20 protein-coding genes are annotated in these 20,449 nt (G+C 38.6%); 13 read left to right on the top strand and 7 right to left on the bottom strand.

The genetic code is table 11. The features are described 5' to 3' along the window. Positions 1–121 precede the first annotated feature (121 nt). The 4 genes from C9J47_RS07415 to C9J47_RS07400 form a co-directional block, all read right to left on the bottom strand. The gene (locus tag C9J47_RS07415) at positions 122–988 is read right to left on the bottom strand and encodes a toll/interleukin-1 receptor domain-containing protein (RefSeq protein WP_107252952.1); all 867 of its coding nucleotides are present in this window, start codon (positions 986–988) and stop codon (positions 122–124) included. Between the two features lie 173 nt (positions 989–1,161). Further along, a complete protein-coding gene (locus tag C9J47_RS07410; RefSeq protein ID WP_146150840.1) occupies positions 1,162–1,518 on the bottom strand; it encodes a hypothetical protein in 357 nt (118 codons plus the stop codon). A 143-nt stretch (positions 1,519–1,661) separates the two neighbouring features. Continuing rightward, positions 1,662–2,966 (bottom strand): SIR2 family protein, encoded by a 1,305-nt coding sequence (locus C9J47_RS07405; protein ID WP_107252950.1) that lies wholly within the window; start codon positions 2,964–2,966, stop codon positions 1,662–1,664. Between the two features lie 143 nt (positions 2,967–3,109). Continuing rightward, positions 3,110–4,033: a DUF2971 domain-containing protein gene (locus C9J47_RS07400; protein WP_107252949.1), complete on the bottom strand. Its 924-nt coding sequence runs from the start codon at positions 4,031–4,033 to the stop codon at positions 3,110–3,112. Between the two features lie 686 nt (positions 4,034–4,719). On the opposite strand from C9J47_RS07400, the gene C9J47_RS07395 reads away from it, so the two are divergent. The 8 genes from C9J47_RS07395 to C9J47_RS07360 all read left to right on the top strand — a co-directional run bounded on the left by C9J47_RS07395 (position 4,720) and on the right by C9J47_RS07360 (position 13,480). Further along, entirely contained in the window at positions 4,720–7,293 is a 2,574-nt protein-coding gene (locus C9J47_RS07395) for an AAA family ATPase (protein ID WP_107252948.1), read from the top strand. Positions 7,294–7,594: 301 nt separating this feature from the next. Then, the gene (locus tag C9J47_RS07390) at positions 7,595–7,789 is read left to right on the top strand and encodes a hypothetical protein (protein WP_245903369.1); all 195 of its coding nucleotides are present in this window, start codon (positions 7,595–7,597) and stop codon (positions 7,787–7,789) included. Positions 7,790–7,949: 160 nt separating this feature from the next. Continuing rightward, positions 7,950–8,201 (top strand): hypothetical protein, encoded by a 252-nt coding sequence (locus tag C9J47_RS07385; protein WP_011218062.1) that lies wholly within the window; start codon positions 7,950–7,952, stop codon positions 8,199–8,201. 41 nt (positions 8,202–8,242) lie between these two features. Next, a complete protein-coding gene (locus C9J47_RS07380) occupies positions 8,243–8,803 on the top strand; it encodes an N-acetylmuramoyl-L-alanine amidase (protein WP_107252946.1) in 561 nt (186 codons plus the stop codon). Next, the gene (locus tag C9J47_RS07375) at positions 8,800–9,276 is read left to right on the top strand and encodes a hypothetical protein (protein WP_107252945.1); all 477 of its coding nucleotides are present in this window, start codon (positions 8,800–8,802) and stop codon (positions 9,274–9,276) included. The genes C9J47_RS07380 and C9J47_RS07375 overlap by 4 nt, the downstream gene beginning before the upstream one ends. Before the next feature lie 909 nt (positions 9,277–10,185). Then, entirely contained in the window at positions 10,186–11,193 is a 1,008-nt protein-coding gene (locus C9J47_RS07370) for an ABC-three component system protein (RefSeq protein WP_107252944.1), read from the top strand. Continuing rightward, entirely contained in the window at positions 11,178–11,633 is a 456-nt protein-coding gene (locus C9J47_RS07365; RefSeq protein WP_107252943.1) for an ABC-three component system middle component 2, read from the top strand. Before C9J47_RS07370 ends, C9J47_RS07365 begins: the two co-directional genes overlap by 16 nt. Further along, on the top strand, positions 11,630–13,480 hold the full coding sequence (locus C9J47_RS07360; protein ID WP_107252942.1) for a coiled-coil domain-containing protein: 1,851 nt from the start codon (positions 11,630–11,632) through the stop codon (positions 13,478–13,480). The genes C9J47_RS07365 and C9J47_RS07360 overlap by 4 nt, the downstream gene beginning before the upstream one ends. Positions 13,481–13,849: 369 nt before the next feature. Here C9J47_RS07360 and C9J47_RS07355 read toward each other — a convergent pair whose 3' ends face one another. The 3 genes from C9J47_RS07355 to C9J47_RS07340 form a co-directional block, all read right to left on the bottom strand. After that, complete coding sequence (locus tag C9J47_RS07355) at positions 13,850–14,419, bottom strand: porin family protein (RefSeq protein ID WP_107252941.1); 570 nt, start codon at positions 14,417–14,419, stop codon at positions 13,850–13,852. Between the two features lie 122 nt (positions 14,420–14,541). Then, the gene (locus C9J47_RS07350; RefSeq protein WP_107252940.1) at positions 14,542–14,856 is read right to left on the bottom strand and encodes a hypothetical protein; all 315 of its coding nucleotides are present in this window, start codon (positions 14,854–14,856) and stop codon (positions 14,542–14,544) included. 360 nt (positions 14,857–15,216) lie between these two features. Beyond that, positions 15,217–15,414 (bottom strand): hypothetical protein, encoded by a 198-nt coding sequence (locus C9J47_RS07340; RefSeq protein ID WP_107252938.1) that lies wholly within the window; start codon positions 15,412–15,414, stop codon positions 15,217–15,219. 391 nt (positions 15,415–15,805) lie between these two features. Between C9J47_RS07340 and C9J47_RS07335 the strand changes: the two genes are divergently transcribed. From C9J47_RS07335 to C9J47_RS07315, 5 genes are all read left to right on the top strand, one after another. Further along, positions 15,806–16,126 (top strand): HNH endonuclease, encoded by a 321-nt coding sequence (locus tag C9J47_RS07335; RefSeq protein WP_107252937.1) that lies wholly within the window; start codon positions 15,806–15,808, stop codon positions 16,124–16,126. Between the two features lie 172 nt (positions 16,127–16,298). Further along, a complete protein-coding gene (locus C9J47_RS07330) occupies positions 16,299–16,736 on the top strand; it encodes a hypothetical protein (RefSeq protein ID WP_107252936.1) in 438 nt (145 codons plus the stop codon). After that, positions 16,736–18,406 carry a terminase large subunit gene (locus C9J47_RS07325; RefSeq protein ID WP_107252935.1) on the top strand — a complete coding sequence of 557 codons (1,671 nt, stop codon included), beginning with the start codon at positions 16,736–16,738 and terminating at the stop codon, positions 18,404–18,406. Before C9J47_RS07330 ends, C9J47_RS07325 begins: the two co-directional genes overlap by 1 nt. Beyond that, entirely contained in the window at positions 18,407–19,672 is a 1,266-nt protein-coding gene (locus C9J47_RS07320; RefSeq protein ID WP_107252934.1) for a phage portal protein, read from the top strand. Beyond that, positions 19,644–20,444 carry a head maturation protease, ClpP-related gene (locus tag C9J47_RS07315; RefSeq protein WP_170107472.1) on the top strand — a complete coding sequence of 267 codons (801 nt, stop codon included), beginning with the start codon at positions 19,644–19,646 and terminating at the stop codon, positions 20,442–20,444. The genes C9J47_RS07320 and C9J47_RS07315 overlap by 29 nt, the downstream gene beginning before the upstream one ends. Positions 20,445–20,449 lie beyond the last annotated feature (5 nt).

Here is a 20,449-nt window from a genome sequence, read left to right as displayed (position 1 = left end):
TCTAATACAACCTCTGAATTAATTATAAACTTAACGCCCGCTTTAGGGGAGAGTACACGTGTGCCAAAATTGTAGCGAAGCGAAAATGGCACGCGTTTACGAATCCCTCTTGAAGCATTTGTTATGCCTTGGTTCCTTCAGAACGCAGTACTTCAGTCATATGATTATAAGCTTGAGAAATTAAACTAGCCGTATTTACCAAGATATCTCTTCCAGTATCTTCACCTAAACGTCTTGAACCAATTCTTAATTTATACACTTCTTGAGGTGAATTACCTTGTATAACAATATGATCAATATGCTCTCTTTCAGACACTAACCTTGGACGATAATCTTCACTTTTTGAAAAGTGCTCATTTATAATACCAATGATATAACTACGAGCATATTCCTCGTTATGATCGATACAGTTCTGATGATATTTTTGTGTTGCAAACGGAGATGCGAGAACTTCTATGTTTGTTAAGCATGTAAACGGTTGATTTTTCGCTTGCTCGACAAAATTCAAAATAATTGCAAAGTTACCATTTACATCTCCCCAATCAATTGACCAATCGGTATGGTATTGAGGAGCATTACTTCGAGATAAAAAAGGGTTTGTTACTTTAGCTATACCTTCAACTACAGTTCTTAAACCATCATCAAAGTTAGTTCTAAAATCAGCGTATAACTTACCCCGTGCAAACAAAGGAATATCACAGTCTTCTAAAAGAACAGGCATTACAACAACCCGCTTTTCTTCAAGTTCACGAAGAAAACCTGCTGATAATTCTTTTTTACACCATTCTGATGCAATTGAAGCTTTTGACATAATAACCAATAGAGCACTTGCGCCGTCAGCAGCTTCCTGCACTTTGTCGATAATTGAATCGCCGATGCTTAATTCCCAACGATCCATCCAGATATTCACATTATTCTGAACAAGTTGAACTGCTAGCTTATCAACAAACTCTTTATTCTCATGCGAATAACTAATAAAAATTGGCATCTAAAACTCCTAATATTTAGATTATTTATGTGAAAGTTTACATTTAGGCATAACGCCAGCCATAATACGCCACAACGTATTACGGTGATGTTGATTTAACCACCGAAAACACTAAAGCCAATTCAGACCTAGAATGCCGAGCGTTGGTGGTCGTTTTAATGGCCTTGTTATGTTTATTTTTTGTAAGCTATTGGGCTAGAGCAAGAACCTAAATCTCCATGGCTGTACTTAGCCTTAACTTGACTCGACATCCTTTTGGTAGCTATAGCCTTTGGTAATATCCACTTGCCCGTAATTAACAGCAAAGCTGAAACATAATCAACTCTCTCACTACGGGAGTCATCACGGATCCATTTTTCAATAACGTTCTTGGCCGTATCTTCTGACATTAACTGCTTCTGACCAGTAAGTAAGAAGTAAGCTTTTCTAAACTCTTTTCTTCTCCAATTCTTTGGATTGGAATATAGCCTTTCAATTGTTTTCTTAGCTTTCTCTTCACTTAACTTCGCAAGACTATCCTTCTTATCCATTCGATATTCAAACCTCATAAACATAACGCCTGCAATAAGGTGCCCCGCAATGAACCAGCAAAGCGCACAGAACTTCGTACCAAAACTGCCGAGTGTAATAGGTCACCTTGATTGCTTTGTATACCGATAAGTTTTCGGGGCAGTTAGCCATTTCGCACGACAGATAGTGCATCAGGCCACGAACTTTTTTCCTCGATATATTTTTTTATCAAAGATCTATTCGAGGCAATGATACCTGACCAACGATAACTCCAAGATTTATAAGCATGCCATGAATACCCTGTATAAAGTTCTTTTCTCATAGTGGTCATTGAAGTAAGCGTTGCTTTAAGATAAACGTCTTCAATTGACGTCCCCTTAAGTTCAAGGATACTAGCTAGATAAATCAACCATCGAGCTAAATGCTCATACTGTTCCCATGCACAATTTTCACCGGTCAACTCAATTTTTTTCTCTATAATTTGCCCCAAAGCTCTCACTACTCGAGGATCGTCAATACTTACTCCAATAGCAGCTATTGAAGAAATAATTTCATAAAAATTATTTTCAATACGCAAAAAATCTTTTGTGAAATAAGCATTTTTGAAAACAACTTTCCTTATATTATCTAGTGAGGATTCTGCGCATTTTTCTGCATTAGGGATTGTATTATTTAATTGAGTGAAGAAATCATGAACACTAGTGTCATCGATAACTCTTATCCCATAACAATGGGAGTAATAATCTTTTACAGGCTGATCAACAGAAGAACGAGATACTAAGAAAATGTTTGATCCAATCACATGGCTACGAGAAAAGCCTTTATAGTCACTAATGATTGCTTTTAAATTTGTATCACCTAAAGAGTAACCTAGGATCACGACTGTATTTTCATGAAGTACAGTGCTCAACTTCCTTGAAAAGTAAGACGTACCATTTATAAATTTAAAGTAATCATCTGATGTGACCACCATATTATCAGGTGAGTCTACAGAGCCGTGAACATGATAAACTTTTATCCTTGATGGTGAACGTGGTATTGGTAGACCAGGAGTTAAAGAATGGCAATCAGATTCTCCTGATAACTTTTCAACAAGTTTATCATAATTTGTAGTAACCACTCTCAAGCTTCTTGATGATAAAAAATCAGAAATTGGACTGTTATCACCATGAAGATCAATTGGCTTAATTAATTTAGCTATTTCATTATGGATACTTTTATCTTCTTTCATTAATTCAATTGAAATAACTTGCGCAGCTTCTTCAAGGCTTAACGGGTTTTTTCCATTAGATGGAAATAAGCTCGCTTTTAATGAAATACCTTGAGCTACTTCATCACAAACTGATTCTAAAAGTCCTTGCCAGCTCGGGGCTTGACTATCCGTTACTGATTTTGAAAAGCCCGTCCCTGTAAACAGACACAACCTATTTGATACTGCAGCGTAGGCAATCTCAAAATATTCACTCAATTTTTTTCCCCTTCATAGGTATAACGCCCGCCATAATACGCCACAACGTATTACGCTAATGTTGATAGCCCACCGAAAACATCACAGCCAATTCAGACCTAGAATGCCGAGTGTTGGTGGTCGTATTGATGGATTTGTTAGGGCTATTTACGCCCAACAGCATTAAAACGCTCAACATATGAATCTAAAGCACCTATATCCGCTAAGGCTCGCAGAGGATTATTAGCGGCTGCAATATGCTCTTGATGCTCGCTAATAGAACACCATGAGCACTCTTCTTGGAATTGCTCTGTCGGCTCATAACAATTTGCACATGCTGACACCGATTGAGCTATAGAGACACCATCGAAACGGAATGTTTCATTTTGAAGATTTAAGAAATATGGCTCTGAAACACTTTTGCCCACTTTCGCAAGGAAGAAATCAGCGTCGATCTCATTACTCCATTTTTCACCTTTAACAAGGAATTCAGGTTTAGTTCGTGGCCCTGCGATTATTGCAGTGATGCAGTCAATTGGTATATGTAGAATCATATTCCCAGCAACATCTTTTACATCACTATCTGAAACAACTACTCGACGCTCTAACTCATAACTCCAGCACTCCTTTTTAGTAAAGTAAGCTGCATTACAAACGCCATTACGCAAAAACATTATATCTCTAGGTTTGCCACGGAACATTGCCATTTGTAATGTTCCTTTAAGTTTTTCACGCGGGGTATCTTGATACACAACGTCATCAATTCTTACACCTTCAACATATGACTCTAATTTTTCCTCATCAACTTCAATAATAAAACCCTTAGAGTTATGCGCGTAATGAGCCCACATAGGTGTAACTATTGGTGATTTAGAAAAACATGTAGTTGGATACTGAGGAATTTCTTGAACGATCTCATTGTAAAACGCAACTACATCTGAGTTATCTTCATAATCAATGGTTAGAAATAGCTCGTATGGATCATTGTAATCTTTCGGATATGAAAACTTAAAGCCACAATAATCAGGCTCACTAAATGCAATATCTAGGATATCTGGACCAACATATTTATATAATTTTCGACACATAACTTACCTTTATTACTATGGATAGCTCTAACATTGTATTCAACGACCTAAGATCGTATATCTCATCGTTACATCAAGCATTTAATCGTAACAACAAACACAATACTCTGGTTTGTAAATACCTATTACGTTAAATAGCCGATTTAGTAGGGTAAAACACCACACTAAGCTCCTTAACGTTTACTGCCTGCTATTTTAGCTCGTTATGTACAGTAAATAATACATTATGTGTCTGAAAGTTTATTGCAAACATCAATGCATATGATGTTGATCATGATATTGATTCGGTTTCGGAATGATTTGATGGTTAACAAATCAAAACCATAGCTTAGTCATCTAGTTAAGAGAAAAAGTAACTTGGCTGTGTGAGGGGGGTTATGCGGATTTTTGAGTTAGCAGCGATTTCGACCAGCGAGCTATGCCCCATTGCTACTTAGAGTTAGGGTTCATTCATATCCTGTTAATGAGATTTTTCCCTATCAAAAGTTATTCGAATAGTTGGATAAACTGCTACTTCTCACTTTCTGAAATTTTCATACGCTTAAACTGTGCCCCTCGCTCTCACACGAGGGTAATTGCCTGATTCAATATTATTCTCTGACCTAAGAACTTGAAATGTAACACACCTCAATTATTTATAACCGCGGAGGTGTATAGTTACGCTCATATGCATAAAGGGGTGTATTATGTCTGAGACAAAAAACGAATATTTGAATTTTCTAGAATCGAGTCTATGTAGTTTTTCCACAAAAGAGAAAGAAATCGCGAATCTAATATTTACCAATTTCGATACAGTTTCAAGTAAAGGTGTCGCTGCTGGCTCCAGAGGGAAATACATATCAAGTTTGATATTAAATACGCCAATGGTGCCTTTTACATCACTTCGTAAAGAAATCTCGAAAAATAAGAAAAAAATAACTCGTTTGAATAAGCTTTCCATTAAAGGATTTCGTGGTTTTACTGAGTGTAAAGATTTTGACTTAAGTAAGCAGTATAGTTTTATTTATGGCCCAAATGGTACTGGTAAGTCTAGTATCTGTGAAGCGTTAGAATACAAGTTAACAGGCAAGATACATGAAGCAAAATCAAAGCGATTTGACGACGGTGTATATACAAGAAATATAAAGGAACTCAATACAAACGTTAGTCTTTTAGTTGAATACTCTGATGGAACTGTATCCGAATCAATAGCATCGCCTGAAAACGAATTCATGTTTATTGAAAGAAACAGAATCGAAGGTTTTGCACGTGTATCATCATATACAAATAGTGAAAAGCAATCTCGACTATCACTACTATTTGGACTTGACGAATTTAACAAATTTTGCACAGGCTTTAGTACGTCTATTAAAAACTCTTTAGTCATTAATCCGGTAAAAAACCAAGAGCTGGTTATTGAAAGGAAAAAGGTTGATTCCTCAAAAGCAATAATAAAGAACAGTAAAGAACAAATTAAGGGGTTTGAGTTAAGAAAAAACAAACTAATGGCAAAGTATCCAAAATTGAGTTTAGTCTCTGATGTCATTCAACAACTAAAACCCGACTCGGTCTTTATGGATAATCTGAATAACAAACTATCCAAATATAAAAAGGTAATCATAAGAGATCTGAGCCCACTTAATGGGTTAATAGTGGATGTAAAGCAACTTAGAATTAAGCATAACCAATGTATATTGATGGGAAAAGAACTTAGCCAATCTGTTAATGAAATAAATTTTCTTGATTTATACAAAGCAATATCGGCTTTGAAACAGGGATCAACTTGTTGCCCCTCTTGTGATACTCCTTTAGATAAGGTAGCTAAGAATCCATTCGATAAAGCAAAGACTAAACTTATAGAGCTTGAAAACATAGCTAGAAAACAGACTGACTTTAAGGAAATGAAGTCGGCTATCGAAAACGGCATATTGATATTTGTAAGCAAATTACAGAAATACGAAATAGAAACCGATTTGAATTACAATAACTTTCTAACTGCAATTGGTAATGTAGACACTAAGTTAAAAGGTACTTTATCTAAATATGAAAAGGAGAATAAAGAAAACACCCCTTTAATAAAAGAGATTGAAGAACTTAATAATCTAATAAAAAAACACGGTTTGGATTACACTGAAGCAAAAACTATAAATGAACTTTACCAAGAGTCAAATAGAGTTATAAAACAAGAAAAAAACAAGATAGATACTTTTGATGTTCGAAATAAAAATCTAATATTGGAGGCTTCGGATGAATCTAAAAGAATAGACATGATTGGACATTACGCAATCGCTTATGACCAGCTTATTAGCAAGTTGCGGGACTATTCAAATAATTTGCCGGGCATTATCGCTGGCGAGTTATCGGATGCATCAATGGATATATATAACAACATAAACAAACATCCGTACCCCCATGAAATTTTGATTGATCTCAGATTACCGAAAAATCCTTCCGAAAATATAATGGTACAGTTTATAGATGGTCAGAATGAAAACGCACTTAGAGTGTTAAGTGAAGGGCACTTAAGATGTTTAGGTTTATCTATATTGTTGGCCAAGTCGATAAAAGACGAACAGAGTATATTTATTTTTGATGATGTAGTTAACGCTATTGATGACGAACATAGAACTGGGGTTATCAATGAGATCTTCGAGACGAACAAATACAAAGAAAAACAAATAATAGTTACCACTCACGGCGAGGATTTTGTAAAGCGTTTAGAAAATCAACTTCCAAACAAGAATTTATCCAAGGTACTCAAGCGTTATGATTTGGTGAGAAATAAAAATGGGAGAGACATTGTTATTTCAGAAGACCAAAACAGACAGTATTTGGAGAAAGCGCAGCATAGTTTAGATGCAAGTAAAACTAAAGATGGCTTAATGGAATGTAGGAGAGCTCTTGAGGATCTTACTGACCGATTGTGGCGCAAACTTAGTAACGAAGGATTCAGTTCGCCAGTTTCAGTTAAGCTATTTGCTCCAGGTCGAAGTCCAGATTTGTATTCCTTAGTAGATGGTCTAATTGCATTGCTTAATACCATAGAAAAGAAACCTGGTGTTCTATCGTTTGTGCCTTCTAAGAGCGCACTAGAAGCCATAAAAGACAAAAGTAAGAAGCATCAAGTTAATTGGAATCTGCTGAATAAAGGCACTCATGAAGAAAATCGTGATGAGGAATTCGACGAAAATTTAGCGTATGAATTGCTGGGACTATTATTACAACTAGATGAGTCAATTAAAAGTTATGTTCGACCTAAGGAGCTAAATGCTCTTAGTTAACTAGTCCTTAGACTTATCACTAATAGGGCTATTGCCTTATTAGTGATCTGCTCCAGTAATACTGGATATTCACCTAAGTGGATTTTACCATACTTCAGTTAATTCATTTTTTGCTAAATTAGCTACTTCGCTAAAACATTTGTCCATATATGGTTTTGAGTAATTGTGATCACTTTAAGCCTTATGTGCCCTAAAGCGTACGTCATAGTCTTAAAGATGACGAAAACTATCAGTGCTGGTGGTTCTGATTGTTTTGTTGGGCATAATCAAACAACGTTTAATATTATGGAGAGGCTGTATCATGCCGGAACATAACATAAGAAATGTTGATGAGATGCTGAGTTCATCAGTAGCAATGCTAGAAGTGTTGGAGATATTGGTACTTGAGGGATTGCTGATAGATTACGTCGATGTTGAAACGATTGGTACGTACATTAACCACATAAAAAACAATCAAATTATCGTTGCCCAGATTATTGAGCAATGCATTAAATAGTTAAATTCAATTTCGCTAATTATAGGTGAGCTTTTTTCTTTGATTAATGCCCGCCTAATCTTCAACAATGATTAATTCCTTTCCACAAAACCACAGCCACCTTCTTGTAGTGATTTATCTTTGCTGTTATTTTTACTGTGTATACATACAGGGGTAGATCATGACTATTCATGCAGGAGTAACCGTTTTAGTCGGGGCCATCAGCGCTGGTGTAGCACTTCTTGGTAGCGTGTCATATTCATCATTTCACGATGGAGAGAATAGCCGCCAGATTAAAGTTAACGCTGAGCACATCCACCAGCTCGAGTTAAACACTAAAGACATCGCAACAACACTGCATAAAATTGAAATTGATACTGCTGTATCCAGGGAGAAGGCCGAATGGCTCTATGACAATGCCACAAAACCATAAATGTGGGTCATGGATTAATCTCATGAACTTTGGAGCATGTAATGAAGACTATTGCTTTAATTATTGGCCACTCAGCGAAAAGTGGCGGAGCAGCAAACAAAATTCATGGTATCAATGAGTTTCAATTTAATGGGCCGCTTGCTCATTGTGTTGCTGAAAAGCTGATGCTGTATGGATTCGATCCGATTATTGTTTATCGGGATTGTTCTTACTCTAAATTGCCAAAGAAGGTGAATCAAACAGGTGCTGATTTAGCGGTATCCTTCCACTGTAATGCCTTCAATGATAAATCGAATGGCTCTGAGACGCTTTACTATAAGAACAGTGCCAAAGGTATTCTTCTTGCCTCAGCAATACAGAAAGAAGTGGTTCAATGCCTCGGCTTAAAAGATCGCGGTCTTAAACCTTGCGTAGCATCTTATAAAGGTAAAGCTGGCGACCGTGGTGGCTTACTCCTTCAGAAAACCTCAATGCCATGTGTAATCGTCGAGCCGTTCTTTATTGATAGTGATAGTTCGCTTGAGTTAGCACAAGAAAAATTTGATGACCTGGCTAAAGCGTACGCCTTAGGAATTAAAAATTTTTTGGGAGATGAGATATGAGCCTATTAACAAAAATCACGGATGTTGTTGGCGGTTCATTATTTGGCGCGGTAAAGGAGTTGATAACGGATTACTTTCCACCGGATATGTCCCCAGAAAAAAAAGCAGAGCTGCAGCGGAAAATTGATGAAATGGAATTTAAGAAACAGATAGCTATTCTTGAAGCTGCTGCGGATGCTGAGAAAACCCTTAATCAGCGTATTGCTGAACAAGAGGGAACGGCAAGCGATCTGAAGCAACTGCCAATTGTGGGGCGGATAGTTCTATTTCTTCGTGGTTTGCAGCGACCTATGTGGGGCTTCTTTGTTATGTACATTGATTTTGAATGGTTCACGAAGGCGCCAATATATACCGAACAACAGCAATCAGCTTTAATTGTGATTAATCTGTTGGTTCTTGGATTCTTATTTGGAGAGAGGACGATAACGAACTTAAGGCCGTTGATTGTAGAAGTATTCGGTAGGAAGAGGTGAGCCAGTGAAGTGGATTATCAGTTTCTACTTTGGAATGGGACAGGGTATCGTTTGGGCTATATAGGGTGAAGTAAGATATATCAATCAAACTTGGCTTGAACCGTTTAATTAAAATAAGTAGTGCTATCATTATTTTAACAAGCTTCTTCCCATTAATTTTTGGTGGATTGCACGTATCAACTTAATGACTTTTCATCATCTTCTATATCAATTGGTTATTATAAATAACTTATTTACATACAATCACTTAACTTAATTCAAAGTGCTCTTATCATTTTTTGTATCCTCGCGCATATTGAACAGGTTTCACTTGCATTTAAAGTCCATTTGTACCAAATTTGTACCAAATATTTTTGGTACAAATAAATATCGATTTAAGACGCTTGGATAAGAGCAACTCAAGGTAAACCCTGAAGTAATCCACTATGACGAGTGGGGGGCGCGCGTGACCCTGAAAAGTAAAATTACATGAACTACCTAATCGCCTACTTGAGTTAATCAAAATGAAGCTTGGCGAATTCCCGCGATGAAAATGCAAGGTGTTCTGTGAGAGCGCGATAGAAAAGCTGGGCTCGTCATGAGCAAGGCAGATCCACGCAATGGCTTAATCTTTTCGATGAGTCTTTTGTAATTACAGTTAACGATCAAATGCAAGATGGGTAATCACTGTAAAAATAATGTCTAACAGTGCTAAAAAAGATGTTTCAAATAAACATCAGCCCTTTTTCGTTGAGCTGCTAGAAATGTGTGGAAATTGATGAGGTTCATTTCATGTGGCAGCAATGATTTTAGATCATAAGGTACATACAGGTGTTAAAAGTTACTATTTAGATTACGACTACTTAGATAATTAGAGAGAAAAATATATCGCGTGGCGTTATAAATTAACCAACCAGAGGGCTATGGTCAGTGTTAGACAGAAACTATAGACGCGCAATATTATCTCTTGATGCGACTGAGCTTGAGATATTGGTACGTCGCTGGGTAGATAAACAGGTGGATAATTATGAGTCTGTTAAGCGCTACGGTTCAAAAGGTGATCGAGGAAGGGATGTCGTAGGCTTTTATTCGAATAGACGTCATGAAGGTGAATGGGATAACTATCAATGTAAACAGTATGGGCAGCCACTACAACATGGTTCCGGTATTGTTGAAGTTGGTAAGGTTTTATATTTCGCTTTCGATGGCCGTTTTACAGCTCCAAAAAATTACTTCTTTGTTGCCCCAAGAGGAGTTAATAGTACATTGGATGAGCTGATTGATAATCCAAGTTATTTTAAAAAAGAGTTAATTGAAAAGTGGGATAAATATTGTAAAAAGAAAATATCAACGACTCCTATTTGCTTAACGCCAGAGCTAAAAATCTTCATTGAAAAGTATGATTTTTGTAATATTAAAGTTATTGATATTGATGTAATTGTTAGTGACAGTAAATTTAAATCAGCATTGGTTGAGGAGTTTGGAGGAGAGCTGCAATCACCACCAAAATATGAAGTCCCAATAGATATTAAAGACTCAGAGTCTGTATATATATCTAAAATTCTTGATGCATATGGTGATTGTGAAAGCGAAGTGTATACATCAATTGATGATCTAAAATTAAATTTAGATTTTTCTGAAGATTTCATTGAACAAAGAGAGCGCTTTTATAGTGCTGAAGTATTTAAGTGTTTTTATAGAGATAGTACAACTGATGAAGTATTGAATACTTTTGAAGATGAAGTGTATAAAGGCGTTACCCCTACACACCGGAAACGTTATCAAGATGGTTATGAGCGTATGTGTTCAGTTTTAGAGCAAGCTGCAAGTTTACAACCTTCAGGTAAATTATCGATTCATGCTAAAATAGATGTTAAGCAAGGATATTGCCATCACTTTATTAATGAAGGGAAGATAAGGTCATGGATGAAAAAATAACTGTAAGTGATCGCAGGATATTTAACTCTTATTTAGAAGCGGGGGTCCGTATTTTGTGCATTCTAAATGCTTTGTCTCCTAAAGGATTAGATTTTGAATCGTTAATAAAAACTGATTATGTCCTTGTTAACTCGAATGATTTCAGTGGGCCGAAAAGCCTTCACTCAAAATTGCCAAATCGTAAAGGTGAATTAGTTACTCGGCGAGAAAGTATACGTCAAGGCTTAGAGTTAATGAGGCGTTTTGGTTTAGTTAGTGTGATTTTATCCCAAGAGGGGGCTGTTTATTACACAACCGAAAAAACAAAACCTTATCTAAAATTGATGGTTACTACATATTCAAAAGAGTTACAAATAGTAGCTTTGTGGCTATCGAAAGAAATTAATACTAACTCGTTTCATCGCATTGATGAGTTATTAAAGCAGGTGGTTTACTCGTGACTAAAAATAAAGGGCTTAAGATATTTGAAATATCTGTATATGGTGAGAACAAGAAAGCTGCGAGAATTTCATTTGATAAAGAGATAAAGATTGTTAATGGAGCTTCTAATACAGGCAAGAGTTTTCTGCTTTCTTTGATTGATTATATGCTCGGAAAAGAAAACTTAAAGCTTATTAAAGAAGCTCATGGTTATACTGAATGTATAATTAAAATGTATCTTAATGACAAGCCTTTTTCTATAAAAAGGAAGTTTAATCATGATGTTTATGAAGTTTACAATGGTTTCGAACATGATTTTGACGTCAACTTCTATTCATTTTTTAAAGTTGGTAACGAAACGAAAAAGATAAAAACGATCAATAGCTTTTATTTGAGTGAATTAGGAGTTAGTAATGTCATTCTATCGACAAATAGAAGTGCAAAAAAAGAATCTTTAACGATACGAACACTATCTCGCTCAATAAGGTCTGATGAAAAAAGTATAATCGATGATATATCACCTATACTAACACCAGTTTATACAGAGGATACGAAGTACCAAAGTATATTTAAATTTTTATTGACAGGTGAAGATGATTCTAAAATTAAAACGTTAGTCAGTCGTGGTGCATTTACAAGTGAAAAAAAAGGGAAGACATCTGTATTAGAAAACTGTATCACGGATTTAGAATTTGATTTAGCTTTCCCTGATGAAGAATTAATAAGTCTTGAGGAACGATGTGATAAGTTACAAAGAGCAATAGATGAGGAATCTGAAAATATTTCATCTGCAGAAGAATCACTATTAGAAGTAGTTAACAATAAAAAAACAATTTCAAAAGAATTAGAAAGTGCTAATTTCCGTGTTAGAAATTTAACAGTTAACGAAATTAATTTTAACAAATTGCAGGATCTTTATGTGAAAGATATTGATCGACTGAGTTCTCAAGAAGAAGCTGCATTTTTACTTACCGTTGGGCATAATGGTGAATGTGGTGTATGTGGTAATAGCTCTGAAAGCGTATGTAGAGAGATAAAATTAATAGATGATCTTGCAATAGCTTCTATTGCAGAGATAGAAAAAATCCGTGTAAAAAAAGATGAGTTATCATTTGCAATTGAAACAACAAATCAAAAGAAAAAAGTTTTCGAACAGCATGTAAATGATCTTAATGTTAAATTAACGTATTTAGATAATGAATCAAAAAGAAGAGCGCCTATTATTAAAGTCGGTGATAAGAATTTGTCTGGATTGAGGGGGGTTTTAAGTGCAATTCGTAAAGATTTATATATTCGAGATAAGATTTTCAAATATAAAACTCAGCTGCAAGAGTCAGAATTACAGAAAGCACCTAAGCCTTATGATAAAGAAATGTTTTTACCTGAGTCCTCTCATATAAAAGACTTCTGTCGTATATATCAAGATATATTAGACGAAATTAAGTTCCCAGGGCTGCACGGTGTGGAATTTGACTTTGATACTTATGATGTAATTATTGATGGAAACCCAAGAGATAGTAACGGTAAAGGGGTTAAAGCAATTCTTCATTCAATATTCAAAATTGCTTTGTTACTTTATTGTAAAGAGAAAAAGTTATTTCATCCTGGTATTTTAATTCTAGATTCACCTTTAGTAACTTATCGCGACCCTGTAAAGCATAAGATGGGGGAGTTAGCTGAAGATGAGCTAGCCCTGAAGCAAACATCAGTACGTTACAATTTTCTTGATTACTTAAGTAAAATTAGTGATTTAGCCCAATTCATTATTATCGAAAATATTGATATACCAGAAACATTATCGAATAAAATTGAAGTAGAAACATTTTATGGGAAAGGTAACCCTAGACTTAGATCTGGTTTTTTCTGATAAAAGAAAAGCATTGTTTCTCTCTTCCGCCTACACAATAACTTTTTGTATAGGCGTTTTCCTTTTATACCTTTTACACTTTGGGAAACCTAAATATTTGTCCACAGTTAAAGGTTAGGTTGGCTATTATCTACAGTTTGATTGAGTAGCCATTATAAATAATCTCTTAATTTACTTAACTTTTCACATGCAAGATAGAAATTACGGAATGAATGGATAGAATTAGTCATAGTGCAACTTCCTTTGCTGGTGGCATTAGTCGCACTTAGTTTATTGTGTGTTAACACATTGTAACCTTTAAATAAATGCCTTCGCGCAATAAGGAGGCCGCATTGACAGCGACCTTTTATTATTTTTTGAGTTTTTATATTAGAACTTGTAACCAATCATCAGCTCAGATTGAACTACATCAATATCTCTTTCGAATTCAGTGATGCGACTAACTCTGGTACCTACTGAAAGGGTGACTTCATCATTGAATGCCATGCGAACACCGCCGCCCAGTGCGAAAACGTTTTGAGTCTCTGATTTTGTTTCTGATCTGACTAGGTCTATATTTCCAAGATAGCGGTTGAAATATTGTGTAAAGTCTACATCCATATGTTCTAGACCCAATAGGGCATATGGCTTGATACTGAAGGTCTTATTTGGTTTGAACTCATAACCAATATCGATCGCGGCTAGAACAGATTTGGTATCAACCTTATATTCCTTGTTGAAGTTATCGTCATTTTTTGTATAACGTAGGCTCATTCCAACAATACGGTTAAAATCATACCCGACACCTGCAGTCCAACCGGTTGATGAGTCACTTGTATAATCATCAATATCTGAAATTGATGATCCAATACCGCCCTCTACACGAAAACTACCAGCATATGAATATGAGCTAATTAAGCTCGTCACTATAGTGATAGCAATAATAATTGATTTTTTCACGACGTAATCTCCACGTTAGTATTATTTAAATAACAGGGATAGTCATATGAGCGTTTGGAGTAATTAGTAACAAAGGTAGTGTTTACCCCGTATCTGTGACTTCCCACTGTGTTGCAATAAAGTTAGCCATCCCTTTTATTTATCTCACGGCTCTCACGTTCTGTTTCTCTGTCGGCTAGATATGCTAAGTTTTCAGTCATTTCTATTAGCGAATATGAGATCCCAAAAGCTAGAACTTTTATTACATATGCTGAAAACGAAATTAGCAGAGCGATAGCGACATCAATTTTAGTGGTGGTGTGACTATTCGCTGGATTTAAAATGATAATTGCAATAGCTCCAATAGTGATTAACGTTAAAGTAATCGTGAAAACAGCATCTAAAAAGACAGCTGTCTTCTTAAAGGAGGTAACCCTCGAATTCATATCTAAAATCATAATGTGACCCTATTAATTTTATCCTGAATGCTGACCGTTAAGTCTCCCATGCATTTCTCAAATATTTCTTATAGTTATTATTTCTTCCTCGTTATTTTTTTAATGGAAAGTCGGAAGCTTGGAGGGGGAGGTATTGCGGTATTCATCATTTCAGTGAACGTGGCATAAGCATCTGTTACAAAAACCTCAGAGTCTACAAAGACGATAAAAGTCTGGTCCCTGTAGTTCATTGGGCATCGAGTGTAGACGGCTCGGTAACCATGTTTAAGGCGTGAGAGCTCCTTTAATGCTGAATCACCAGCAAGTACACGAAAGCTAAGGTCCCTATCTATAAAGAAGTGCTTCATTATTTGCTCCCTGTTAAAACGTTTGTTCGACACTGATCCCTTGAGCTTCCCCCTCTTGATGTACATCAACGTCTAATCCGCCACCTGATTCGTAGTGACCATGATAGGGTTCATCATCATTGGTCGGTTGTTTGGCAGGAGAGGAATCACCGTGTCCCCCCGCACAACCTGCTAACGCAAAGATGAATCCAATCAGGATTAATTTAGCCATTTCATATTCCTTATGTTTAATCAGCCCTAGCTTGAAATGCATACTCATATCTCTCGATATGTTTGGTTTATGATGTTTATATGAAACTTGATTGTTACTGGGTCTTTGCTTTTTTGTGTTCAATTATCCACAAAAATAACACAGATGTATAAAACGTCGTACAATAGTGACGTGAAAAGTTACATTTCATATATGTGCATTATTCGATATCTATCGTTAATCATTCCCGCCTTATGTGAGAGCCCGAAAGAAGCTTATCGACGATAGTGTGCAGGCATGCGTTCTCTTCGGCCACTTGCCCAGCTAAACGCTGGGCTTTTTTGTTTCTCAGTGTTGCATTTTATGCATCTGATAAGGTAGTGATTGCGATTAATGCAACTAAGGGGTAATAATGAAAACGCTTAAGCCGAGGATCACGAAGACGCTAGATCCTTCAGTCACACGAAAGAATGGGAACCGTTCAGCGACAGCCCGTACTTATGGTGGTAAATGGCAACGGATACGCAAGGCGGTATTAACGGATGAACCACTGTGCAGGTTATGTCTAGCTGCAGGGATCACACAGCAAGCAATGGAGGTTGACCATATTATTCCGCTTCACTTGGGTGGTACTGATGAGAAGTCAAACTTACAACCGTTATGTTTTCTTTGTCACCAATTCAAAACGACAACTGAGAACACCTTGCGTAATCGTGACGGTAAGCGCGACTGAGAGGTGCAATAAGTCAGTGATGCCATGCTCGGCTGTATAGCTTTTGTCTCCAGATAACCCCGCACGATGCGTGTGGATAGGCAAGGGGGGGCTGTCATAGTGGTACGGGTTTGGTCGGTAACCTCACCTTGCTCTCACGTAGAGAAAAAAAAGCACAGGTAATGGGGGTCGTATGAATAATCACGATAAAAATGGCAAGACTCACGAAAATAATGACGGCGATGAGCCAGAAGTAAAAGTCATTATGATCGGTGAAGTCGCTGTTTCTGAAAAAGATTATCTTCGCGCCGAATACCTTTTTGTTGCGGGTTATACCTCGGCAAAAATAGCCAATTGGCTAGGTGTAAAGGTGAAAGATATGACTGCAATTGGGCTCACAAAAGTGAATTGTAAGCTCACTTTCGATGCAAAAATAATGCATTTATTCGCCATTGGTAAAGGGGCACCGGTCATGACCACGTTCCTGAAGACCATGCCTTTTTATGATGAGGTTGACCAACGGCCACCGTCGAAAAAGACCAAAACCAAGAAAGAATTTGAGAAAGAAGATGCGGCGAGAGCTGGCAAAACGGGCAAGTTCAGAAAGTCTGGATTACGGAGTGTTAAGTGATGATGCCACTGCAGTCTACAGCCAACCTGGATTGGGAAAAAAGGATCCTTGCAGGTGAAAGCATTATTCCCTTTGAGACGTATAACCAGTCCCTTGCTGATGAAGCCTGGGAAATTTTGAAGGAATTGAAGGTTGTTGATGCCTTGAGACAGCCAACGATTGGTGAGTCTCACCTGCCATGGTTACGCCAGTTCTGTGATGCCATCTTTGGCTCTTATGACATTGAAGCAGAAGAGCAGATCATCAAAGAGATCTTGCTGCTTATCTCCAAGAAGAATTCTAAATCATCGACTGCAGCCGGCATCATGCTGACTCTGTTGATTCTTAATACGCGGGCGTCTGCCGAGTTTTTGATTTTGGCGCCGACTATCGAGGTGGCCAACAACTCCTATCAACCTGCTCGGGACATGATAAAAGCGGACCCTGAGCTTGAGCGCATTCTTAAAGTACAAGATCACGTCAGAACGATTACGGATATTGAAACTGGCTCGACTCTCAAGGTGGTGGCAGCTGAATCAGATTCTGTTTCAGGTAAGAAAGCCTCCGTCGTGCTGGTGGACGAGCTTTGGCTATTCGGCTCAAAGCCCAATGCTGAAAACATGCTGCGTGAAGCGACTGGCGGTTTAGCATCACGGCCTGAAGGATTCGTGATTTATCTCACCACGCAATCAGATAAACCACCGGCTGGTGTATTTAGAACCAAGCTCGAGTACGCGCGGAAAGTGCGTGATGGTAAGACGAATGACCCTTATTTTCTCCCTGTGCTTTACGAATTTCCCCAAAGCATGATTAAGGATAAATCCTACCTCGAGCAGAAGTATTTCAAGTTAACGAACCCGAATATGGGACTCAGCGTTTCTGAAACCTTTCTAATTCGTGAGTTGGCAAAAGCTCAAGAAGATGGGGATGAAAGTCTCATCGGCTTCCTGGCTAAACACCTCAATATTGAAATCGACATGAATCTGCGTAATGACCGGTGGGTTGGGGCTGATTTTTGGTCTGACTGCGCAACGGACGTGACACTCGCACGCATCCTTGAGGAGTCAGATGCCATTTCAATTGGCATTGATGGTGGCGGTTTGGATGACTTATATGGTTTGGCCGTGATTGGACGCCATGCCGAAACACAACGATGGATGTTTTGGACGCATGCCTGGGCGCATCCCATTGTCCTGAAGCGACGTAAAGCCCAAGCGCCACGCTTCAAGGGATTTGAGAAGGATGGGGATTTAACACTGGTCAAAGAAATTGGCGATGACATGGATGACATCGTTGCAACGGTTAGTGAAGTGGATGATAGCGGTCTGCTTGTTCAAATAGGGATTGATCAACATGGCCTGGCATCGCTGGTGGAAGCCCTTATCGATGCACAAATTGATGAAGATAAAATCATCGGTATCTCCCAGGGCTGGAAGATGATGAGTGCGATTAAGACTGTTGAGCGACGCCTGGCCGACAAAAGTGCCGAGCATGATGGCTCGATGATGATGAAGTGGTGTGTCGGGAACGCCCGAACAAGACCTGTTGGTAATGCCGTCATGATCACCAAGCAAGAATCTGGCCCCGCAAAAATTGACCCACTCATGGCGTTATTTGATGCCGCATCAATTATGGCGCAAAACCCTGAAGGTGTAACCACGCCACAAGTGTACAACTTGGAGGACGTGTAGATGGGGAAGATAGCCCGATTCTTTTTTGGTGCGCCGGATAAAGAGGTGACCGACAAGAGCCCTGAAGCGGAAACGTCACTTGATCCTCAAGCTATGAGCATTAACGAGCTGGTTGATATGTTGGGCGTCGGAGTGACAGCGTCCGGTGAGCCGGTGACTGAGACGACGGCCTTAAAGGTAACGACGGTTTACCGCTGTATCGAACTCATTGGTAGCAGCATTAAAGTACTGCCTTTTAATGTGCATGAAAGAAATGGGGATGCGCATCAACCTATCGATCACGACTACAACTGGCTGTTTAACTGTCGCGCCAATATCGACATGACCAGCTCAGATGCTTGGCAGTTTTTGATCACATCAAAATTTACCCATGGTGATGGTTTCGCAGAGCTTATTCGAGCCAGTTACCGAAGCTCAAAAGTGATTGGTTGGGAACCATTACATCCTGACAAAGTTGACCCTTTCAGAGACCGATTAACGGGTATCAAATATTACCGTGTCACTCGGGAGAATGGTGAGCAAGAAGTGTTAGATCAGGCTGATGTCATTCAACTGACTTCGCTGGGTTATGACGGACTGAGAAGCCCAAGTCCAATCACTTATGCGGCATCTGAAGCAATAGGTACAGCCATTGCGGGTCAGAAATGGTCTGGGAAGTTCTTTGATGAAGGGGCAACGTTTGATTATGCCCTGAGTACTGATGCCAAGATGTCGCGCACCCAATTGAAAGACGTTAAAGACACGGTGATAGCCAGAGAAAAGAATTCACGGATGCCCTTGGTATTGTCGGGTGGTTTGAAACCCGCCCAGCTCACCATTAATCCGCGTGATGCAGAAATATTGGCCTCGCGACTTTTTACGATTGAGGAGATTTGCCGAATTTTTGGTGTTTTTCCTTTCATGGTTGGGCATACAAACAAGTCGACATCCTGGCAGTCGGGACTCGAGTCCATGGGCTCTACGTTTGTTCGCTATACCTTGCTCAGTCATCTCACCCAGATTGAACAGGAATTCAATTACAAGTTATGGCCAGCCAGAAGTAAACGGTTTCTCGATCACAACACCTCACAACTTGAGCGGGGTGATATGAAATCCCGCTTTGATGCTTATCGCAGTGCATTGGGTCGAGCAGGCGAACCTGGTTGGATAAGCGTTAATGAAGTGAGAAAGCGTGAAAACATGGCACCGGCTGCCGATGGAGACGAACTCTTTAAGCCGGAAATTACTGAGGCAAACAATGGAGAGCAGTCTAATGCCGATGCCTAAAAATACATATTTTCAGATGCTCTTTGAAAATCGTCATGTGGCCGACCGTAAGTTTGCCATTGAAAGTGCAGAGGGCAGTGATGACGCTGAAATCTTTCTTTATGACGCCATTGTTTCAGACAAAGACGAGGCTGAGTGGTGGGGTGGTGTTGATCCCGAGACGTTCGTGAATGCAGTGCGCGGAATCGATGCCAAAAATATTCACCTTCGAATTAACTCACCTGGTGGTTCGGTTTTTGCCGCACGAACGATGGAGCAGGCATTGCGTGAGCACAAGGCGACCGTGACGGTACACATTGATGGATTGGCAGCTTCTGCAGCGTCGTTTCTTGCGATGGCCGGTGACGAAATCATTATTGGTGAAGGCGCGATGATGATGATCCACAAGGCATGGACTGTCTCATGGGGAAATGCTGACGACTTATTGGCTGAAGCTGCATTACTAGAAAAACTCGATGGAACATTGGCTAAGACCTATGCAAAACGTGCGGGCGGGGATGAAAAAACCTTTTCCGATTATATGAGAAATGAAACGTGGTTTACGGCTGATGAAGCGGTAGCGGCAGGGATTGCCGATACGGTTTATGACGCAGAGCCAGCACCGAAAAAAGAAGGTAGCACCAATAACGCAATACGTCCGAATTGGAATTGTAATGCCTTCCTTAATGCAGTTAATCGGCCTGACACTCAGGAATATGTCAGTGATGAGCATCGTGACAGACAAATGCAACGATTGAACGTTTTAACCCGCTGCGCACTCGCAGTTAATTAACTAGG

Source organism: Photobacterium indicum, assembly GCF_003026215.1.
In the GTDB taxonomy this organism is placed as follows: Bacteria; Pseudomonadota; Gammaproteobacteria; order Enterobacterales; family Vibrionaceae; genus Photobacterium; species Photobacterium indicum.
This window is presented reverse-complemented; position numbering and strand designations above follow the sequence as displayed.

Bases quoted from the DNA above. Each gene is read 5' to 3' on its own strand.
- C9J47_RS07335 (WP_107252937.1), top strand. From the start codon at position 15,806: ATGAAAACGCTTAAGCCGAGGATCACGAAGACGCTAGATCCTTCAGTC.
- C9J47_RS07325 (WP_107252935.1), top strand. From the start codon at position 16,736: ATGATGCCACTGCAGTCTACAGCCAACCTGGATTGGGAAAAAAGGATC.
- C9J47_RS07315 (WP_170107472.1), top strand. From the start codon at position 19,644: ATGGAGAGCAGTCTAATGCCGATGCCTAAAAATACATATTTTCAGATG.
- C9J47_RS07410 (WP_146150840.1), bottom strand. From the start codon at position 1,518: ATGGATAAGAAGGATAGTCTTGCGAAGTTAAGTGAAGAGAAAGCTAAG.
- C9J47_RS07385 (WP_011218062.1), top strand. From the start codon at position 7,950: ATGACTATTCATGCAGGAGTAACCGTTTTAGTCGGGGCCATCAGCGCT.
- C9J47_RS07375 (WP_107252945.1), top strand. From the start codon at position 8,800: ATGAGCCTATTAACAAAAATCACGGATGTTGTTGGCGGTTCATTATTT.
- C9J47_RS07380 (WP_107252946.1), top strand. From the start codon at position 8,243: ATGAAGACTATTGCTTTAATTATTGGCCACTCAGCGAAAAGTGGCGGA.
- C9J47_RS07330 (WP_107252936.1), top strand. From the start codon at position 16,299: ATGAATAATCACGATAAAAATGGCAAGACTCACGAAAATAATGACGGC.
- C9J47_RS07350 (WP_107252940.1), bottom strand. From the start codon at position 14,856: ATGATTTTAGATATGAATTCGAGGGTTACCTCCTTTAAGAAGACAGCT.
- C9J47_RS07320 (WP_107252934.1), top strand. From the start codon at position 18,407: ATGGGGAAGATAGCCCGATTCTTTTTTGGTGCGCCGGATAAAGAGGTG.
- C9J47_RS07415 (WP_107252952.1), bottom strand. From the start codon at position 988: ATGCCAATTTTTATTAGTTATTCGCATGAGAATAAAGAGTTTGTTGAT.
- C9J47_RS07340 (WP_107252938.1), bottom strand. From the start codon at position 15,414: ATGGCTAAATTAATCCTGATTGGATTCATCTTTGCGTTAGCAGGTTGT.
- C9J47_RS07390 (WP_245903369.1), top strand. From the start codon at position 7,595: ATGCCGGAACATAACATAAGAAATGTTGATGAGATGCTGAGTTCATCA.
- C9J47_RS07395 (WP_107252948.1), top strand. From the start codon at position 4,720: ATGTCTGAGACAAAAAACGAATATTTGAATTTTCTAGAATCGAGTCTA.
- C9J47_RS07365 (WP_107252943.1), top strand. From the start codon at position 11,178: ATGGATGAAAAAATAACTGTAAGTGATCGCAGGATATTTAACTCTTAT.
- C9J47_RS07400 (WP_107252949.1), bottom strand. From the start codon at position 4,033: ATGTGTCGAAAATTATATAAATATGTTGGTCCAGATATCCTAGATATT.